The organism is Halopseudomonas xiamenensis (assembly GCF_014219065.1).
GTDB classification, from domain to species: Bacteria; Pseudomonadota; Gammaproteobacteria; order Pseudomonadales; family Pseudomonadaceae; genus Halopseudomonas; species Halopseudomonas xiamenensis.
Window position 1 is genome coordinate 226,291 of record NZ_JACLGO010000002.1, and the last position, 15,703, is coordinate 241,993.

The window sequence follows — 15,703 nt, forward strand, 5'->3', positions numbered from 1 at the left end:
GGGAGAGGGGGCTTGTGTGTGCCCGCTGACGTTGTTCTGTCTTTCTGTACTACCGAGTTGCTTGCGGCTCTTTTTCTCTGACAGATCAGGTAAGGAAAGTAGCCTCAGCATGCACTACCGGTCCCTTCATCCTCCTCGTGAGCTGAAAGCGGGAAAAGCGAAGCACTGCTTCGCTCGCTTGAGCGCCCTGAACTCTGCGCAGAATCAGGAGAAATGGAGTCATCTCCATTAGCTCGATCGGCCCCCTCTCCCCTCGCGGGAGAGGGCTGGGGAGAGGGGGGACGTTGGTTATTACGCAAGCACAACCATGCTCATCAAGAACCCGCCAAAGAAGAACGGCGCATACGGCAACCCGCTATCCTGACCTGGCTCCAGCAATGCCAGCTGGCGCCGAGCGCTGCCCGGGAGCCGCTGCCAGAGAGCTGGACCACCGAGCGTCCAGGCCAGCATGCCGAGGGCGGCGCCGGCGATGCTGCCGAGCACGTGCAGCGGACTGCTGGCCAGCGCCAGGGCGGCCAGCAGCTTGACGTCGCCAGCACCCATCTTGCCGCCAATATAGCCCGGCAGGCTCAGCGCCAGGGCCAGCGCCAGACCAGCCAGTACCGCTGCCGGTACACTACCGGTCAGGCTGTGGCCCTGCCAGAGCAGGAATCCACCGGCCAGGGCCGCTGCCGTGAGGGTCAGCCAGTTGCTGATGCGTTTCTGTCGGCTGTCCTGAATGGCGCAGAGCAGCGTCCAGGCGAGCAAACCGGCCGATGTCAGGCAGGATGTCGGGGTTTCCACGCGGGGCCATCCATTGGTGGTTGAGAGGGGAAATCACCATGGTAGGTGATTGGGCGCAGCAGGATAGTTATCACATCGTCTTAAATCGATCTGGTTAGTTCCAATTGCATAATGTTCCGCCGGTTTTCGCACATTAGAATGCTCTGGGAGGCTGCTGGGACGGGTGTTCCGGTGGCTGTCTTGTTTCGGTGATGCTTCTCGCAATTTATCGGATGAACACGGCAGCGTTGATGATGAGCAGTCCAAAACGCGGGTGGCGCTGGGTATATGGCAAGATTGTCGGCTTTCATGTCGGTCGCTGGCAGGCAGTCTATCGCGCAACCCGGTATTGGTTGACCGGCGACACTGGCTCGTTCATGAGTCACGGTGGCTTCCGCAGATCCCGTATTCGTAAATGATCACTGTCTCAGCACCGCTCGCCTATCGTGGGCGGCGTGGTGATGCTGCTGCAAGGCAATGATTCTCCGAGCAATTTTCCAGTATGGATGAGCCTTCTGGCTCGATCTGTGCCGCGGCTTCGTTGCCTTTTGCCAGCTTCTGATGGCAGCAGGTACAGGAGTATTGAGCATGAACTGGTTCTGGCATCGGGGCAGAAAGAGTGAATCGTCCGGCGAGGCTGTTGCCCCGCAGTTGCTGCAGGGCTCCGGTGGGTGCTGGTTCCAATTGGATGCGCAGGGCCGGGTAGTGGATGCCAGCCCGGAACTGCGCCGGCTGCTGCCCGATGGGCTGCTGATAGGGCCGGTTCCGCTGGCCAATTGTCTGGCCCAGCCAGTGGCTGAAATAAGTGGCTCGCCGGAGTACTGGCCGGCGCAGTTGTCATCCTTGGTGCTGCGCGCCCGCAGCGGCGAGTCGTTGTATTTCCAGGGTGGCCTGCTGCCCAACGCCGAGGGCTGGTTGCTGTGCCTGCTGGACAACACTGCGCTGGTCATGCGGCTGCAGTATGAGGAACGTCGGCGCCAGGTGCTGGATTTCTCGGTAAGCCAGGCCATGCGTATGCGCGAAGCTCCACCGGGAAATATGCATAACTTGACCGTGGAGTGGTTGGAGGGCCTGGCGCTGCGTTTGCAGGCACCCTGGCTGGGACTGTTGCTGCCCGGCGAGCGGGACTGGTCTCTGTATGCCCAGTGCGGCCTGCCGGGCAATGAACCGTTTCCCTGGGATGATGTGGACCTGCAGCGGTTATTGCGCGGAGCGGAACAGGTAAAACCCCAGATATGGTTGTGCCGCACAAGTGCCGAGCGGGCCTGGCTGGTGCCCTATCGGGAGCACGATGGCATTCAGGTCTGGCTGGTGGTCGCCGGGGTGGACACTCAGCGGCAGGTGCCGTTTTTCAGCGATACGGACTGGGTCAGTATGTTGATGCTGTTTGCCGCGCCGTTGAGTGCGGGCGTACGCGATCTGCGGTTGAAGCAGAGCCTGCAGCGCCATGCGGTATTGCAGCAGATTCTGGACAGCGGTTGGTGGGAGTATCATCCCGCGACCCAACGTCTGAGCATGGCTCCCAGCCTCGCCAGCATGCTGGGTCTGCAGCTGGACGCTGATGGCACTCTGAGGCTGGAAGATATTCTGGCGAGACTCACCCCGCTCGATCGTGAGCAGCTCAAATGGCGCCTGGAAGAGACGGCCGAGCGGGGCCTGGCTTTCAATCAGGTGGTCTGCCTGCGGGGCAACAATGGGGAGGAACAGTGGTTCCGCTTGCGCGCCGAGGCGCTGGGCAAGCGTGAGCGCAAGGTGATCGGCTATGCGATCAACATAAACGACCTGCGCCAATTGCAGGCCGAGACCGCGACTGCCAGGGCGCGGTTGGAGGGGCTGCTGGACAATGCGCCGGCGGTGATCTTCGTGCAGCGCTACGAAGCCGGTGTGCTGACCTTCGAGTTCTGCAGCGCCAGCCTGTATCGCCTGCTAGGCTGGACGTTGAAGGACCTGCAGGACAACAGCTTCGCCAGCTTTATCCACCCGGAGGACCGGGATCTGTACTACGACCGCACACGGGCCCTGTTGCAGACCGGCTATGCCAGCAGCCGCTACCGCGTCAGGGACCGGCAGAACACCTGGCACTGGCTGCTGGACGAAGCCAAGCTGCTGCGTGATGCCCAGGGCTCTCCGGTTGAAGTGGTAGGCCTGCTGATGGATGTGACCGAGGCCACCCAGGCCTCGGAAAAGGTACGCAAGAGCGAGGAGCGTTACCGGATTCTGGTCGAGGATTCGCCCGCCATCATCTGCCGCTACCTGCCCGACCTGACCCTGACCTTCGCCAACCGCCCGATGATCGAGGCTCTGGGATTGGGAGAGGCGCCGCTGGAGGGGATCAATCTGGGCCAATTTCTGCAGTCGGAAGATCGCCAGGCGGAGCTGCGGCGCTTGGCACGCATGACTCCGGAAGCTCCGGTGAGCAATGTGGAATTTTGCCCGCAGTTGCCGGGCAACCGACGTGCATGGTGGGTATGGGCTGAGCGCGGAGTGTTCGATGAGGCGGGGAGGCTGATTGAAGTACAGGCCGTGGGGCGCGACGATACCGAAGTCCACGATGCGCGGGAGCTGTTGTACCAGAGCGCGAAGATGGCCACCCTCGGGGAAATGGCTACTGGTCTGGCGCATGAGATGAACCAGCCCCTGACGGTGATGCGCATGGCGCTGACCAATCTTGGCAAGCGATTGGACAATGATGAAATGACCATAGAGTACCTCAGGGAAAAGTTGAAGAGGGTGGAGAATCAGGTTAATCGAGCGTCGAGAATAGTCGACCATGTGCGCATCTTCGGCAGGCGTTCGGAAAGCCGGGGGGTTCTGTTCGACCCTGCCAAGTCAGTGGAGGAGGCCGTGGCGCTTGTTAGAGAGGGCATGCTGCAGAAGCGCATAAGCATGGAGGTGGAACTGGAGTCGGTACCTGCCATCAAAGGGCATCATGATCGGTTGGAGCAGGTTCTGATCAATTTATTGCTGAATGCGCAATATGCGGTGGATGAGCGGCGTAATCGGGAGCCAGAACATCGACCCTGGATCAAGGCCTGTGCCAGGGAGCGGGGAGGGATGGTCATTATCGAAGTTGAAGACAATGGTGGGGGGATCACTCCGGACTTGTTGGATCGTATATTCGAACCTTTTGTTACTACCAAGCCGGTGGGCGAGGGCACAGGACTGGGCCTATCGGTCAGTTATGGCATCATCCACCAGATGCGTGGCGAGCTGGCGGTGAAGAATACCGGGCAGGGCGCGCGCTTTTCCATTGCGTTACGGGCGCGGGATGCGGACCAGCCCGAGCTTCAGCTGGAGGAGATTGAAAGATAAAGCATGCTGTTGCCTGTCATGTAGACGGGTAATGCTGTGGCATTTTTTGGGGAGCGTCGTCTGTGCGGTAGGTACCGCACAGGCCAGTGATGCTCGGGTCAATCATTCGATGAAGAGTGAGCCTCCGGTGGAAAAGATTCTATTGATTGATGACGATGAGGATATCCTTATCGAGCTGGAGGAGTTGCTGGTGCAGCTTGGCTTTGCCTGTCTGTGCGCAGGCAACGCCCGCGAGGCGCTGGCCCAGCTGGACCAGCATGCGGATATCCAGCTCATCATTTCCGACCTGCGTATGCCGGACCAGAGCGGTCTGCGGTTGTTGCAGATATTGGCCGAGCGTAACGACGGGAAGTACAGCGTACCGGTGATCATCACCTCGGGTCACGCTGACATGGATGATGTGATCACGCTGTTCCGCAATGGCGCTGTGGACTTTCTGCCCAAGCCGATCCATTACGAGCACCTGGTCAGCCTGCTGCAGAAACTCTTTCCGAGCCACCAGATGGGCTGATTTGCGGTTATCATCACGGCGATAGCGGCGTCCCGCCGGTGTCTGTACCGTGATCGAGTACCCCTATGTCGCCACCCCTTGCCCTGTTGTGGCTCACCTTGCTGTGGTTGCCCGCGCTGGCTCAGGCCCAGACGCTGCAACTGGAATCCTGCCGGGCCGAGCGCACCATCCTGCAGCCATGGCTGCAGGTGCACGAGGATGCCCGTGGCGACTATACGCTGGAGGATTTCCTCGCTGCTGCCTCGGCAGAGCTGCGCTCGATGGAGCAGTCCCGTCTGCGGCCCGGCCTGGACAGCGCAGCGTTATGGCTGCGCGTCGAGGTGCTCAACAGCGGCACTGCCGATTGCCGCATGTGGCTGTTCCCCGGTGCGCCCCGGGCGCGCGATATGCGCCTGTTCCAGCAGCAGGACGGGCAGTGGCAGCAGCGGCTGGCCGGTGCCGACTGGCCATTGCACCGCTGGGACTCGCCGGTGCGCCTGCCGGCCTTCGAGCTGCAGTTGCCTGCCGGACAGTCTCGCAGCTTCATCCTGCGCATGGGCAACTCTCCACCGGTGGCCATGCAGCCGATGCTACTGTCGCATGAGGGGCTGGCGCGCATCCGCATGGCCGAGAGTACCGCCGACGGCGTGGCGTTTGGCATTGTCGGGCTGCTGGTGCTGCTGTGCCTGGTGGTCGGCACCCTCTATCGCTGGCCGCTGCTGTTTGCCCACGCCATGGCGGTGCTGCTGTATGTGCTGTTCGTCGCGCTGCGCACCGGCTACGGCTTCGTTTATCTGTGGCCGGATGCGCCGGGGCTGGATAGCAACCTGATCATCCTGGTGCGGGCTGCCATGGGGGTGGCGGTGATCGGCTATCTGCGGCTGTTGCTGCAGGTGCGCCGCTTTCCGCGCTGGTGTGGTCATCTGGTCAGCAGCTGGCAGGCATTGCTGGTGTTGTACGGGCTGGGCCAGATAGTGCTCGGCGGCGTGTTGCTGGACAACACACTGAGCTGGGCGGTCAGCGGGGTGTCCGCGGTGCTCATGCTGGTCATGACCTGGTACGGGCACCGCCAGCGGCTGCGCTATAACTGGTTCTGCTACCTGTTTCCCTCCCTGGTGGCGCTGCAGATACTGATACAGGGCGGCTCCGTGCTGCGGCTGTGGCAGATGTCGACCTATGAATACAGCTGGTATTCGATGTCGGTGCTGCCGAACTCGGTCTTGCTGCTGTACACCCTGGTCAGCCAGGTGCAATTGGGCCGCCAGCGGGAGAAGCGCGCGTTGCTGGATATCGACCAGTTGAAACAGACCGAACGGGAGCGGCTCGAGCACACCGTGGCAGTGCGTACCAGCCAGCTGCGTGATGCCCTGTCGGCGCAGAATCATCTGCTGGCACGCATCAGCCATGACCTGCGTTCTCCCATGCAGGGTATCCTCGACAGTGCCCGGCAGTTGCGCGGCACTGGCCAGGTGCAGCAGCATGCCGACCATATCGAACAGCATGCCCGGCTGCAGCTGGAACTGATCGATGAGCTGCTGGAGTTCTCCCGCAGCGAGCTGCAACACATGGAACTGCTGATAGCGCCGGGTTATCTGTTCGGCTTCCTGCGGGAAATCGAGGACATCGGCCACTTTCTCGCCCAGCGTAACCATAATCACTTCAGTTGCCTGCTGGCGGACGACCTGCCGCTGCTGGTCAATGCCGACTTCCGACGGCTGCGCCAGATACTGGTCAATCTGCTGAGCAATGCCGGCAAGTTCACCCGCAACGGCAGCATCGAGTTCCGTGTCAGCCGCGGAGCCCAGGGTGATGCCGGGCAAGCGCTGCTCGAGTTCAGCGTGCAGGACAATGGCATCGGTATCCCGTCGGAAGAGCTGGCCCGGTTGACCGAGCCCTTCCAGCGCGCCAGCAATGCTACACGGCACGAGGGCACCGGGTTGGGGCTGTACATTGTGCGGCAGATGCTCGAACGGATGGATAGCCAGTTGCACATCGCCCGTCCCACTGGGGGCGGTAGCCGGTTCGGCTTCACCCTGCAACTGGAGCTGGCGGCAGAGCAGGAGCTGGATACGGTCATGGAGGAAAGTCACCTGCCCTGCGTGAGCGGCGCTGGCAAGCGTATCCTGGTGGTGGATGATGCCGATTTGAGCCGGGAGCTGCTCTACGAGTTGTTGTCCGGCTATGACTATGAGGTGTATGCCTGTGCCGATGCCGGCCAGGCAGTGGATTGGTTGACCGGAGAGTCGCCTGACCTGGTGCTCTGTGATCAGTATATGCCGCTGTCCAGTGGCTGGGTGCTGCTGGACTGGATCAGGCGGCATCGTCCCGAGCTGCCGGTGATCCTGCACTCCGCTTCGCCGCCGCGTCCGCCTGCGGAGTATCGGCACCTCGAGTTCGATGCCTGCGTCCTCAAGCTGGCGCAGACCGATAGACTGCTGCGCTTGATTGGCAGTACCCTGAAGCAGACGCCCGCCCTGGCGCAAGCCTGTGACGAGCCGGGCTGAACCGCAAGACCTCGTTCGCAGGGGACAAGGGCAGAGTGCCGCCATGAACCATTCCGCGCCCCAGGATATTCACGTCCTGATCATCGATGACTGTCCGGAAACACTCAGGTCACTATCCAGCCTGATTCGTTCGGCCGGCATGCGCTTGTCATTGGTGACCGAGCCGCGCCAGGCGTTGCAACGGGCCCAGGCCCTGCGCCCGGACTTGATCCTGCTGGATGTGCACATGTCGCAAATGGATGGATTTGCCGTGTGCCGCCTGCTCCAGGAAGCATCGCTGACCAGACAGATACCCATCATCTTTCTCACCTCGGCATCAGCCGTCGAGCAGCGCCTGCAGGGGCTGACCCTGGGCGGTGTGGACTATGTCGTCAAGCCTTTCGCCCCGGAAGAGGTGCTGGCACGCATCCGTATCCATGTGCAATTGGCGCGCCGGGACAACCTGGCCGCTGCCGAGAGCAGCGAGGTGCATCCCCAGGACCCGGACCAGATTGTCCTGCACGCGGCCATGCGGCTGATTACCCAGCAACTGGACGCTCCCCTGACACTGGCGGAGATCGCCCGGCAGGTCGGCACCCACGGCAAGAAGTTGTCCAGCATCTTCCGTCAGCACCTGGGCATGACGGTGTTCGCCTTCCTGCGGGAGGAGCGTTTGCGCAAGAGCCAGCAGCTGTTGGCCGACAGCCATCTTGGTATCCAGGACATCGCCGATCTGGTCGGTTTCCGCAGCGCCGCCAATTTTGCCACCGCTTTTCGCGAGAGGACCGGTATGACGCCTACGGCCTTTCGTAGTCGGCTGCAGGACGAGCGGCGGCATCCATCGGAGTGATTCCCGCCTCGTTGTAATAATGATACGCCCTCAATCAAAGGCTTAAGGCCCTCTAGCAAAAGTTGCTGTCGGTTTCTTGTGGAACAATCGACAAAGTTACGACAGGGCGGCATAGCCTGTCGGCATCATTTGTCAAATTCTTGTCGGTCGGTGACTTAGGGACGGGTCGATGCGTGGTATCAGCGCTCTACGAGACTCCCACATCTTGGTGATACATCCTCGACCGGAGGAGCTGCGAATATTGCTGAGTCAATTACAGGCCGCCGGGACGCGCCTATCTATGGCGACTACGTCGCGCCAGGGATTGCAGCGTGCCCAGGTACTGTCACTCGAGCTGATCCTGCTCAACATGCAAATGCCGAAGATGGACGGTCTGGCCCTATGCCGACTGTTTCGCGAGGCGCCGGCCACCCGCCACACCCCAGTGATTTTTCTCAGCGCGGCCTCTACCGTTGATGAACGCCTGCAGGGTTTTGCCCTGGGGGCGGCGGACTATGTCACCCAGCCGTTCGTCCCCGAAGAGGTCATCGCGCGGATCTGCATCCATCTGGCGCGGGGAGAACGACATGCCACGCGACTAGATCAGTCGGGGGAGAAAGCCCTTCAGGATACCGATGAAATCACCCTGCGCGCGACTATGCGCCTGATCGACCAGCAACTGGATAGCCCGCCGCCACTGGTTGACATGGCCCGTCTGGTCGGCACCCACGGTAAGCGCCTGACGGCGATCTTCCGGCGCCGTCTGGGACTCACCGTATACGCCTACATCCGTGAGCAGCGCCTGCGCAGGAGCCAGGAGCTACTGGCTCGCAGCGACGCCACCATCCAGGACATCGCCGAGCTGATCGGTTTTCGCAGCGCGGCCAATTTCGCCACGTCTTTCCGTGAGCGCACGGGTATGACGCCGAGCGCCTTTCGCCAACAGATTCGCAATGGCGGTGCGATCGATTGTGCGAATTGTCTCGCCGCAGCGGAAAGAACCAAATGATTTCGTACCTTCGTGCAAACGGATTATCCGCTCCACCAAAGGTGGCGGTATGGCCTTTTTGCTCCAATACCGGTTTTCCGCACAATCCAACTGCCGGCTCATCGGTGACAGAACACACTACTCGAGTCTATTGAGAGGAAAGCATGCATAAGGAAGTTCCCTTCGTTCGTCTGGCCCTTGCAGTTTGCCTCGGGCTGGCCCCCCTGGCGGCTTCGGCAACCGAGCCGAGCACCGATCTGTTGTCCGTGGTCCAGAGCACACTGGACACCAACCCGGAGCTGCGCGCGCAGCTGGATGCCTTCCATGCCTCGACCGAGGATCGGCGGGAAGTGTTCGGCGGTTACCTGCCGAGCATCGACCTGAACGCCTCTGTGGGGCAGGCCAACCGGCAGTTCGACAACCGCAGCGACTATTCGCGCAACTACGCGGAAATCTCCCTGACGCAGATGCTGTTCGATGGCTTCCGCGTGCGCAACGCCCTGGCCAAGGCCGATCACACCAGCCGGGTGCGCTACTACGAAATGCTCGATGAGGCCGAGACCAAGGCGCTGGAGGCCAGTGAGGCCTATCTCAGTGTGCAGCGCCACCGGGAACTGGTGAAACTGGCCCAGGACAACCTGGCCAACCACCAGCGTGTGCATGAGCACATCGGCCAGCGCGCCGAGCGTGGCGTCAGCAACCGCGCCGACCTGCAACAGATCGAAGGCCGCCTGTCGCTGGCGCGCTCCAACCTGATGACCGAAGTGGCCAACCTGCAGAGCGTGACCGCCCGCTACCAGCGCCTGGTCGGCCAACTGCCAGCCGCTGAACTGCAGCCCTACGAAGTGCCGGCGGCGCGAGTGCCGGGCGAGCTGGGGCAGGTACTCAGCAACGTGTATGCCAACAACCCGGCGCTGTATGCCGCCTTCGAGAATACCGAAGTGACCCAGGCCGCGCTGCGCGAGACCAAGGCCAACCGCTATCCGACCCTGGAGCTGGGCCTGCGCCACGGCACCTACAAGAACAACAACAGCTTCGACAACCGCACCGACCCCAGTTCCTATGGTGACGAGAGCATCATCGAGCTGCGTGCCCGCTACAACCTGTACCGCGGTGGTAGCGACCGCGCCGCCGAGCGTGCTGCCTGGCAGCGCATCAACCAGGCCGAGAGTCTGCGTGACAAGGCCTGCGTCGACCTGCGCCAGACCGCCACCATCGCCTACGGCGACGTACTCAACCTGGGCAGCCGCCTGCCGTCGCTGGAGTCGCACCGCAGCGCCTCCAGTGCGGTACTGGTCGCCTACCGCGAGCAGTTCGACATCGGTCGCCGCTCGCTGCTGGACGTGCTGGATTCCGAGAACGAGGCGTTCCAGGCCGAGCGTGCCTTCACCAACGGCCAGTACGACCTGCAGATCGCCCGCCTGTACACCCTGCACAGCATGGGCGAGCTGCTGAACACCCTGTCGCTGTCCAGCGACGCCATTCCACCGCTGGAAGACCTGCGCGCCACGCCGGCACATGACTCGGCCAGCCGCTATTGCGAAGTGGTCGCCGGCGGTGTGCTGGATATCGACCAGTACCTGCAGCCGCAACGCGCCCAGCAAGTGGTCAACCTCAGTGGCGACGCGCTGTTCGACGTCGGCAGCGCGGCTATCCGCCCCGGCACCGAAGCCCGTCTGCAGAACCTGCTGCAGCGCGTGCAGGAGCAGGGCGAGCTGCGCTCGATCAACATCGTCGGGCATACCGACAGCACCGGCTCGGCCAGCCTCAACCGTGAACTGTCGCTGGCGCGGGCGGTATCGGTGCGCGAGTTCCTGATCCAGCAGGGAGTGGACCGCGCCATCATCGCCGTGGCCGGCGCCGGTGCCGACCGCCCGGTGGCCAGCAACAACACCGCCGAGGGCAGGGCGGAAAATCGCCGGGTCGAGCTGCATATCAATCGCGCCGAATAAGTCGCCGATCCTTCGGCCTTCGGGCGGGCCTTGCCCGCCATCGCGCCGAGGCGGCGCTCCCACAGATCCAGGCCATGGATGGCCTTTGTAGGAGCCGCGCCTCGCGGCGATAAGGGCTTCCAGGCATACGCAATGCGTAACGCCAAGGATATTTGATGAGAGCCGCGGCCTCGCGGCGAAGGGTGAGCATGGACACAATGCCTGACGACGCACTGGCCGCCTGCCTGTCATGGCTGGCCAGCAGCCACGGAGTGACTACCAGTCGTGATGCCATCGTCGATGGCCTCGCGCTGGTGGACGGCCGTCTGTCGCCCGGGTTATTCGCCGAGGCGGCACAGCGTGTCGGGCTGGTGGCCAGCGTCGCACGTCAGCCGTTGGGTCGCCTGAACCAGCTGCTGCTGCCCTGCGTGGTACTGCTCAAGGACAACCGCGCCTGCATCCTGCAGCGCATCGACCGCCAGGCCGGCCAGGCCGAGGTGCTGCTGCCCGAGCTGGGCATGCAGCCGCAGCAACTGCCCCTGGACGAGTTCAACGCCAGCTACAGCGGCCTGCTGATCTACTGCCGTCCGGCCTTCCGCGCCGAGAACGGTGACACCATCACCGATGTCGAGGACGACACCCGCGGGCACTGGTTCTGGAGCGTGATCCGTACCAACCGCCCGGTCTACCGCGATGTGCTGCTGGCGGCGCTGTTCATCAACCTGTTCGCCCTGGCCATGCCGCTGTTCGTGATGAACGTGTACGACCGGGTGGTGCCCAACCAGGCCACCGATACCCTGTGGGTGCTGGCGCTGGGTGCGGCGATCATCGTCTGCGCCGACCTGCTGCTACGCCTGCTGCGCAGCTGGTTCGTCGAACTGGCCGCCAGCCGTGCCGATATCAAGCTGTCGGCGCGGATCATGCGGCGTATTCTCGGCATGCGCCTGGAACACCGCCCGGCCTCGGTCGGCTCCTTCGCCGCCAACGTGCAGTCCTTCGAGTCGGTGCGCTCGTTCATCGGCTCGATGACGGTCACCGCGCTGATCGACCTGCCGTTCTTCCTGCTGTTCGCACTGATCATCCTGCTGATCGCCTGGCCGATGGTGATTCCGGTGCTGGTCGGTGCGGCGCTGATCGTGCTCTATGCGCTGTCGGTACAGGCGCGCATGCGCCATCTGAGCGAGACCATGAGTCAGGCCAGTGCCCAGCGCAACTCCGGACTGATCGAGAGCCTGGGCAGCATGGAAACCCTGAAGGGCTTCAATGCCACCAGCCGCATGCAGGGCAACTGGGAGCAGGCCACGCGCTTTCTCTCCGGCTGCTCCGGCAAGCAGCGGCTGCTGGGCATGTCGGTCGGTGCGCTGGCTTCCTGGACCCAGCAGCTGGTGGCGGTGAGCATGATCGTCGTCGGCGTGTACCTGGTGATCGATGGGCAGATGAGCCAGGGCGCGCTGATCGCCGCCTATATGCTGTCCTCCCGGGCCATGGCGCCGATCTCCCAGACCGCCTCGCTGCTGACCCAGTACTACCAGGCGGCCACCGCGCTGGAGTCGGTGGAGCAACTGATGGCCAACGAGCAGGAACGCAAGCCCGGTCGCCAGCTCATCAGCCGGCCGCGGCTGCGCGGCGAGATCGAGCTGCGCAATGTCAACTTCGCCTATCCCGATGAGCAGCGTAATGCGCTCAATGGGGTATCCCTGCATATCCGCGCCGGTGAGCGGGTCGGCATCCTCGGTTGCAACGGCTCGGGCAAGACCACCCTGGAGAAACTCATCCTCGGCCTGTATCAGCCCACCTCCGGCCAGGTGCTGGTCGATGGCGTGCATCTGCAGCAGATCGACCCCGCCGAGCTGCGCCGCAGCATCGGCTACATTCCCCAGGACGTGCAGCTGCTCAGTGGCAGCGTGTACGACAACATCACCCTGGGCCTGCAGCAGCCGAGCAGTGAGCAGTTGCAGCAGGCGATCAATATCGCCGGGCTCAAGGCGCTGGTCGGCAACCACGCCGATGGCCTGTCGATGCCGGTCGGTGAGCGCGGCAGCCGGCTGTCCGGCGGTCAGCGCCAGGCGCTGGCGGTGGCCCGGGCGGTGATGGCCGACAGCAGCATGCTGCTGTTCGACGAGCCGACCAGCGCCATGGACAGCGCGCTGGAAAACCACGTGCGCAAGGCGCTGATGCAGTTCAGCCAGGGTCGCACCCTGCTGCTGGTCACCCATCGTGTCAGCCTGCTGGAGCTGGTCGATCGGCTGATCGTCATGGACGCCGGGCAGATCATCGCCGATGGCCCGAAACACAAGGTGCTGCAGGCGCTGGAGCAGGGCAGTATCGCGAGGGCCGCGCCATGACCGAGCGCCAGCAGCAGGACCAGGGCAAGCTCGTTGAGCAACATGGCTTCGAGCAGGTCGAGCGGCTGAGCCGGCTCGGTGCGGTCGGCGAGCGCGGCGTTGACCGGCTGTTCGCACCGCTGTTCGCCGCCTTCCGCCGGCAGTCCCGCGACTGGCAGCAGGATGCCGAGCAGGCCATCGAGCAGCAGCAGGTGCTGCGCGCCCGCGGACTGCTGTATGTGATTGCCGCGGTGTGCCTGATATTGCTGGTCTGGGCGGCGCTGGCCGAGGTCGATGAGGTCACCCGTGGCGAGGGCAAGGTGATCCCTTCGCAGCAGCTGCAGGTGGTGCAGTCGGTGGATGGCGGCGTGGTGCAGGAAGTGCTGATCCGCGAAGGCGAGCAGGTAGCCAGGGGCGATGTGCTGGTGCGGATCGACCCGACCCGTTTCGTTGCCAGCTTCCAGGAAGGCAGCGTGCGCGCCTTCGCCCTGCGCGCCAAGGTCGCCCGGCTGCGGGCGCTGATCAATGACCAGCCCTACGGGGCGATCCGCGATGAAAGCCTGAGCCCGGCGCAGCAGCAGGTGCTGACCCAGGAAGAAAACTACTACCACGCCAGCATCGGTGAACTGGAGCAGCGCCTGTCCATCGCCCGCGAACAGCATGCCCAGCGCCGCCAGGAACTCAGCGAGGCCCAGGCCCGGCTGCGCGCCGCCGAGCAGGCGTATCGCATGTCCAGCCAGGAGCTGAATGTCACCCGGCCGCTGCTGGCCTCCGGTGCGGTATCGGAGATCGATATCCTGCGCCTGGAGCGCGATCAGGCCGCCGCCGATGGCGAACGGCGCTCGGCGGCAGCGCGCAGTCGCCAGGCCGAGGCCGGCATCCAGGAAGCCGAAGCGCGTTTGGCCGAGGCAGACTTGACCATGCGCAACCAGTGGCGCGCCGAACTGAGCCAGGCCAGCGCCGAACTCAACAGCCTGAGCCAGAACGTCGATGGCCTGGCCGACCGCGTCAAGCACGCGGAAATTCGCTCGCCGGTCAACGGTACCGTGCAGCGCCTGCTGTACAACACCATCGGCGGCGTGGTGCAACCGGGCTCCACCGTGATCGAGATCGTCCCCGCCGACGATCGCCTGCTGGTCGAAGCCAAGATCGCGCCCAAGGACATCGCCTTCCTGCGCCCCGGGTTGCCGGCCACCATCAAGCTGCATGCCTACGATTTCTCCATCTACGGCGGAGTCTCCGCGACCCTGCAGCACATCAGCGCCGACACCATTACCGACGAGCGCGACAACACCTATTACCTGGTGCGGGCCATGACCACCGACGGCGACTTCATCGAACGCCTGTCGGTGATTCCCGGCATGACCGCACAGCTGGACATCATGACCGGCAAGAAAAGCATTCTGTCTTACCTGCTCAAACCTTTGCTGCGTGCCAAGGCCAACGCCTTGAGCGAACGCTGAACCTATTGGAAATGGCGGCTGACGCCGCTTTGATATCGTGATCGAGGTCGTTATGAATACTCTGGCAACCGTAGTAACCCTGACTGGCCGCGCCTGGGCTGTGGCCGCCGATGGCCAGCGCCGTGAGCTGCAGGTGGGTGATCGCCTGCGTGGCGATGAGATGCTGGTGACCGAACCGGGTGCCCGGGTCGATCTCGATTTCGGCAACAACCAACTGCTGACCTTCCTTGGCGAGCAACAGCAGCCGGTCGCCGAGGTGGCGGCAGCCATCCAGGCCGAGCTGCCACCCAGCGCGCCGCGCCCGGTAGCCGACGACCGCCAGCAGCCCCAGTCCGCGCCGGCCAGCGGTGAGCCGGAAGGACATAACTTCGTCCAGCTGGTGCGCATCAACGAAATCATCGAAGCCGACGGCATCACTCCGCTGACCGTCGCGCGCATCCAGGAAGTCCTGCGCCCGCTGGGCATGAGCCTGCCCGAGCGCGGCTTTGAGCCGGATGAATGGCGTGAGCATCGTGGTGGTGACGAGCGCTATGAAGACGCCCCGGCCGCACGCCACCCCGGCCTCAGTGTCGAGCTGCAGGGCGCCGGCCCCGACGGTATCTACAACGAAGCCGAGATCGGCCCGGACGGCACTGTCACCGCCGAGATCACCCTGGATGACAAGGTCCGCGAAGGCGACCGGCTGGTGGTCAAGGATGGCAAGGGTAATACCCTGCTCGACCGCCTGGTAACCCAGGATGATCTGGACAATGGCGTCAGCGTTGAAGTCCCGGTGACACCGGGTGACCGCAATGTCACGGTGGAGGCAACTGTCACCACGCCCCAGGACTTCACCGGCACCGACCGCGATGACAAGTTGGTGGACAATGGTGTACCCGGCGTCAGTGTCGAGTTGCAGGACGCCGGTCCCGATGGTGTATACAACGAAGCCGAGATCGGCCCGGATGGCAAAGTACCGGCACTGGTTACCCCCGGCCCGACCGTCGAGGTGGGCGATACTCTCAAGGTCACCGACAAGGACGGCAACACCCTGCTCGAACGCCCGGTGACCCAGGACGATATCGACAACGGCGTGATCGTCGAGGTACCGGTAGCGCCCGGTGATACCGATGTCAGCGTCA

10 protein-coding genes are annotated in these 15,703 nt (G+C 63.3%); 9 read left to right on the forward strand and 1 reads right to left on the reverse strand.

Annotated elements, in window-relative coordinates; translation table 11 throughout:
• Nucleotides 1-291 precede the first annotated feature (291 nt).
• Nucleotides 292-783, reverse strand: a complete 492-nt coding sequence (locus H6X51_RS02385) for a prepilin peptidase (RefSeq protein ID WP_328795604.1) — start codon at nucleotides 781-783, stop codon at nucleotides 292-294.
• Between the two features lie 567 nt (nucleotides 784-1,350).
• Between H6X51_RS02385 and H6X51_RS02390 the strand changes: the two genes are divergently transcribed.
• The 9 genes from H6X51_RS02390 to H6X51_RS02430 all read left to right on the forward strand — a co-directional run.
• Nucleotides 1,351-4,074 carry a PAS domain-containing sensor histidine kinase gene (locus H6X51_RS02390; RefSeq protein ID WP_185265917.1) on the forward strand — a complete coding sequence of 908 codons (2,724 nt, stop codon included), beginning with the start codon at nucleotides 1,351-1,353 and terminating at the stop codon, nucleotides 4,072-4,074.
• 127 nt (nucleotides 4,075-4,201) lie between these two features.
• A complete protein-coding gene (locus H6X51_RS02395) occupies nucleotides 4,202-4,585 on the forward strand; it encodes a response regulator (RefSeq protein ID WP_328795605.1) in 384 nt (127 codons plus the stop codon).
• Between the two features lie 65 nt (nucleotides 4,586-4,650).
• Complete coding sequence (locus tag H6X51_RS02400; RefSeq protein WP_185265919.1) at nucleotides 4,651-7,068, forward strand: hybrid sensor histidine kinase/response regulator; 2,418 nt, start codon at nucleotides 4,651-4,653, stop codon at nucleotides 7,066-7,068.
• Nucleotides 7,069-7,111: 43 nt separating this feature from the next.
• Entirely contained in the window at nucleotides 7,112-7,897 is a 786-nt protein-coding gene (locus H6X51_RS02405; RefSeq protein ID WP_185265920.1) for a response regulator transcription factor, read from the forward strand.
• 169 nt (nucleotides 7,898-8,066) lie between these two features.
• Entirely contained in the window at nucleotides 8,067-8,885 is an 819-nt protein-coding gene (locus H6X51_RS02410) for a response regulator transcription factor (RefSeq protein ID WP_185265921.1), read from the forward strand.
• Nucleotides 8,886-9,028: 143 nt separating this feature from the next.
• Entirely contained in the window at nucleotides 9,029-10,816 is a 1,788-nt protein-coding gene (locus H6X51_RS02415) for a TolC family outer membrane protein (protein ID WP_185265922.1), read from the forward strand.
• Between the two features lie 197 nt (nucleotides 10,817-11,013).
• Nucleotides 11,014-13,140: a type I secretion system permease/ATPase gene (locus H6X51_RS02420; protein WP_185265923.1), complete on the forward strand. Its 2,127-nt coding sequence runs from the start codon at nucleotides 11,014-11,016 to the stop codon at nucleotides 13,138-13,140.
• Nucleotides 13,137-14,582, forward strand: a complete 1,446-nt coding sequence (locus H6X51_RS02425; RefSeq protein WP_185265924.1) for an HlyD family type I secretion periplasmic adaptor subunit — start codon at nucleotides 13,137-13,139, stop codon at nucleotides 14,580-14,582. Before H6X51_RS02420 ends, H6X51_RS02425 begins: the two co-directional genes overlap by 4 nt.
• A 52-nt stretch (nucleotides 14,583-14,634) precedes the next feature.
• On the forward strand, nucleotides 14,635-15,703 hold a 1,069-nt coding region (locus tag H6X51_RS02430; protein ID WP_221627177.1), incomplete at its 3' end, for a hypothetical protein.

Bases quoted from the DNA above. Each gene is read 5' to 3' on its own strand.
- H6X51_RS02390 (WP_185265917.1), top strand. From the start codon at position 1,351: ATGAACTGGTTCTGGCATCGGGGCAGAAAGAGTGAATCGTCCGGCGAG.
- H6X51_RS02405 (WP_185265920.1), top strand. From the start codon at position 7,112: ATGAACCATTCCGCGCCCCAGGATATTCACGTCCTGATCATCGATGAC.
- H6X51_RS02420 (WP_185265923.1), top strand. From the start codon at position 11,014: ATGCCTGACGACGCACTGGCCGCCTGCCTGTCATGGCTGGCCAGCAGC.
- H6X51_RS02410 (WP_185265921.1), top strand. From the start codon at position 8,067: ATGCGTGGTATCAGCGCTCTACGAGACTCCCACATCTTGGTGATACAT.
- H6X51_RS02400 (WP_185265919.1), top strand. From the start codon at position 4,651: ATGTCGCCACCCCTTGCCCTGTTGTGGCTCACCTTGCTGTGGTTGCCC.
- H6X51_RS02425 (WP_185265924.1), top strand. From the start codon at position 13,137: ATGACCGAGCGCCAGCAGCAGGACCAGGGCAAGCTCGTTGAGCAACAT.
- H6X51_RS02415 (WP_185265922.1), top strand. From the start codon at position 9,029: ATGCATAAGGAAGTTCCCTTCGTTCGTCTGGCCCTTGCAGTTTGCCTC.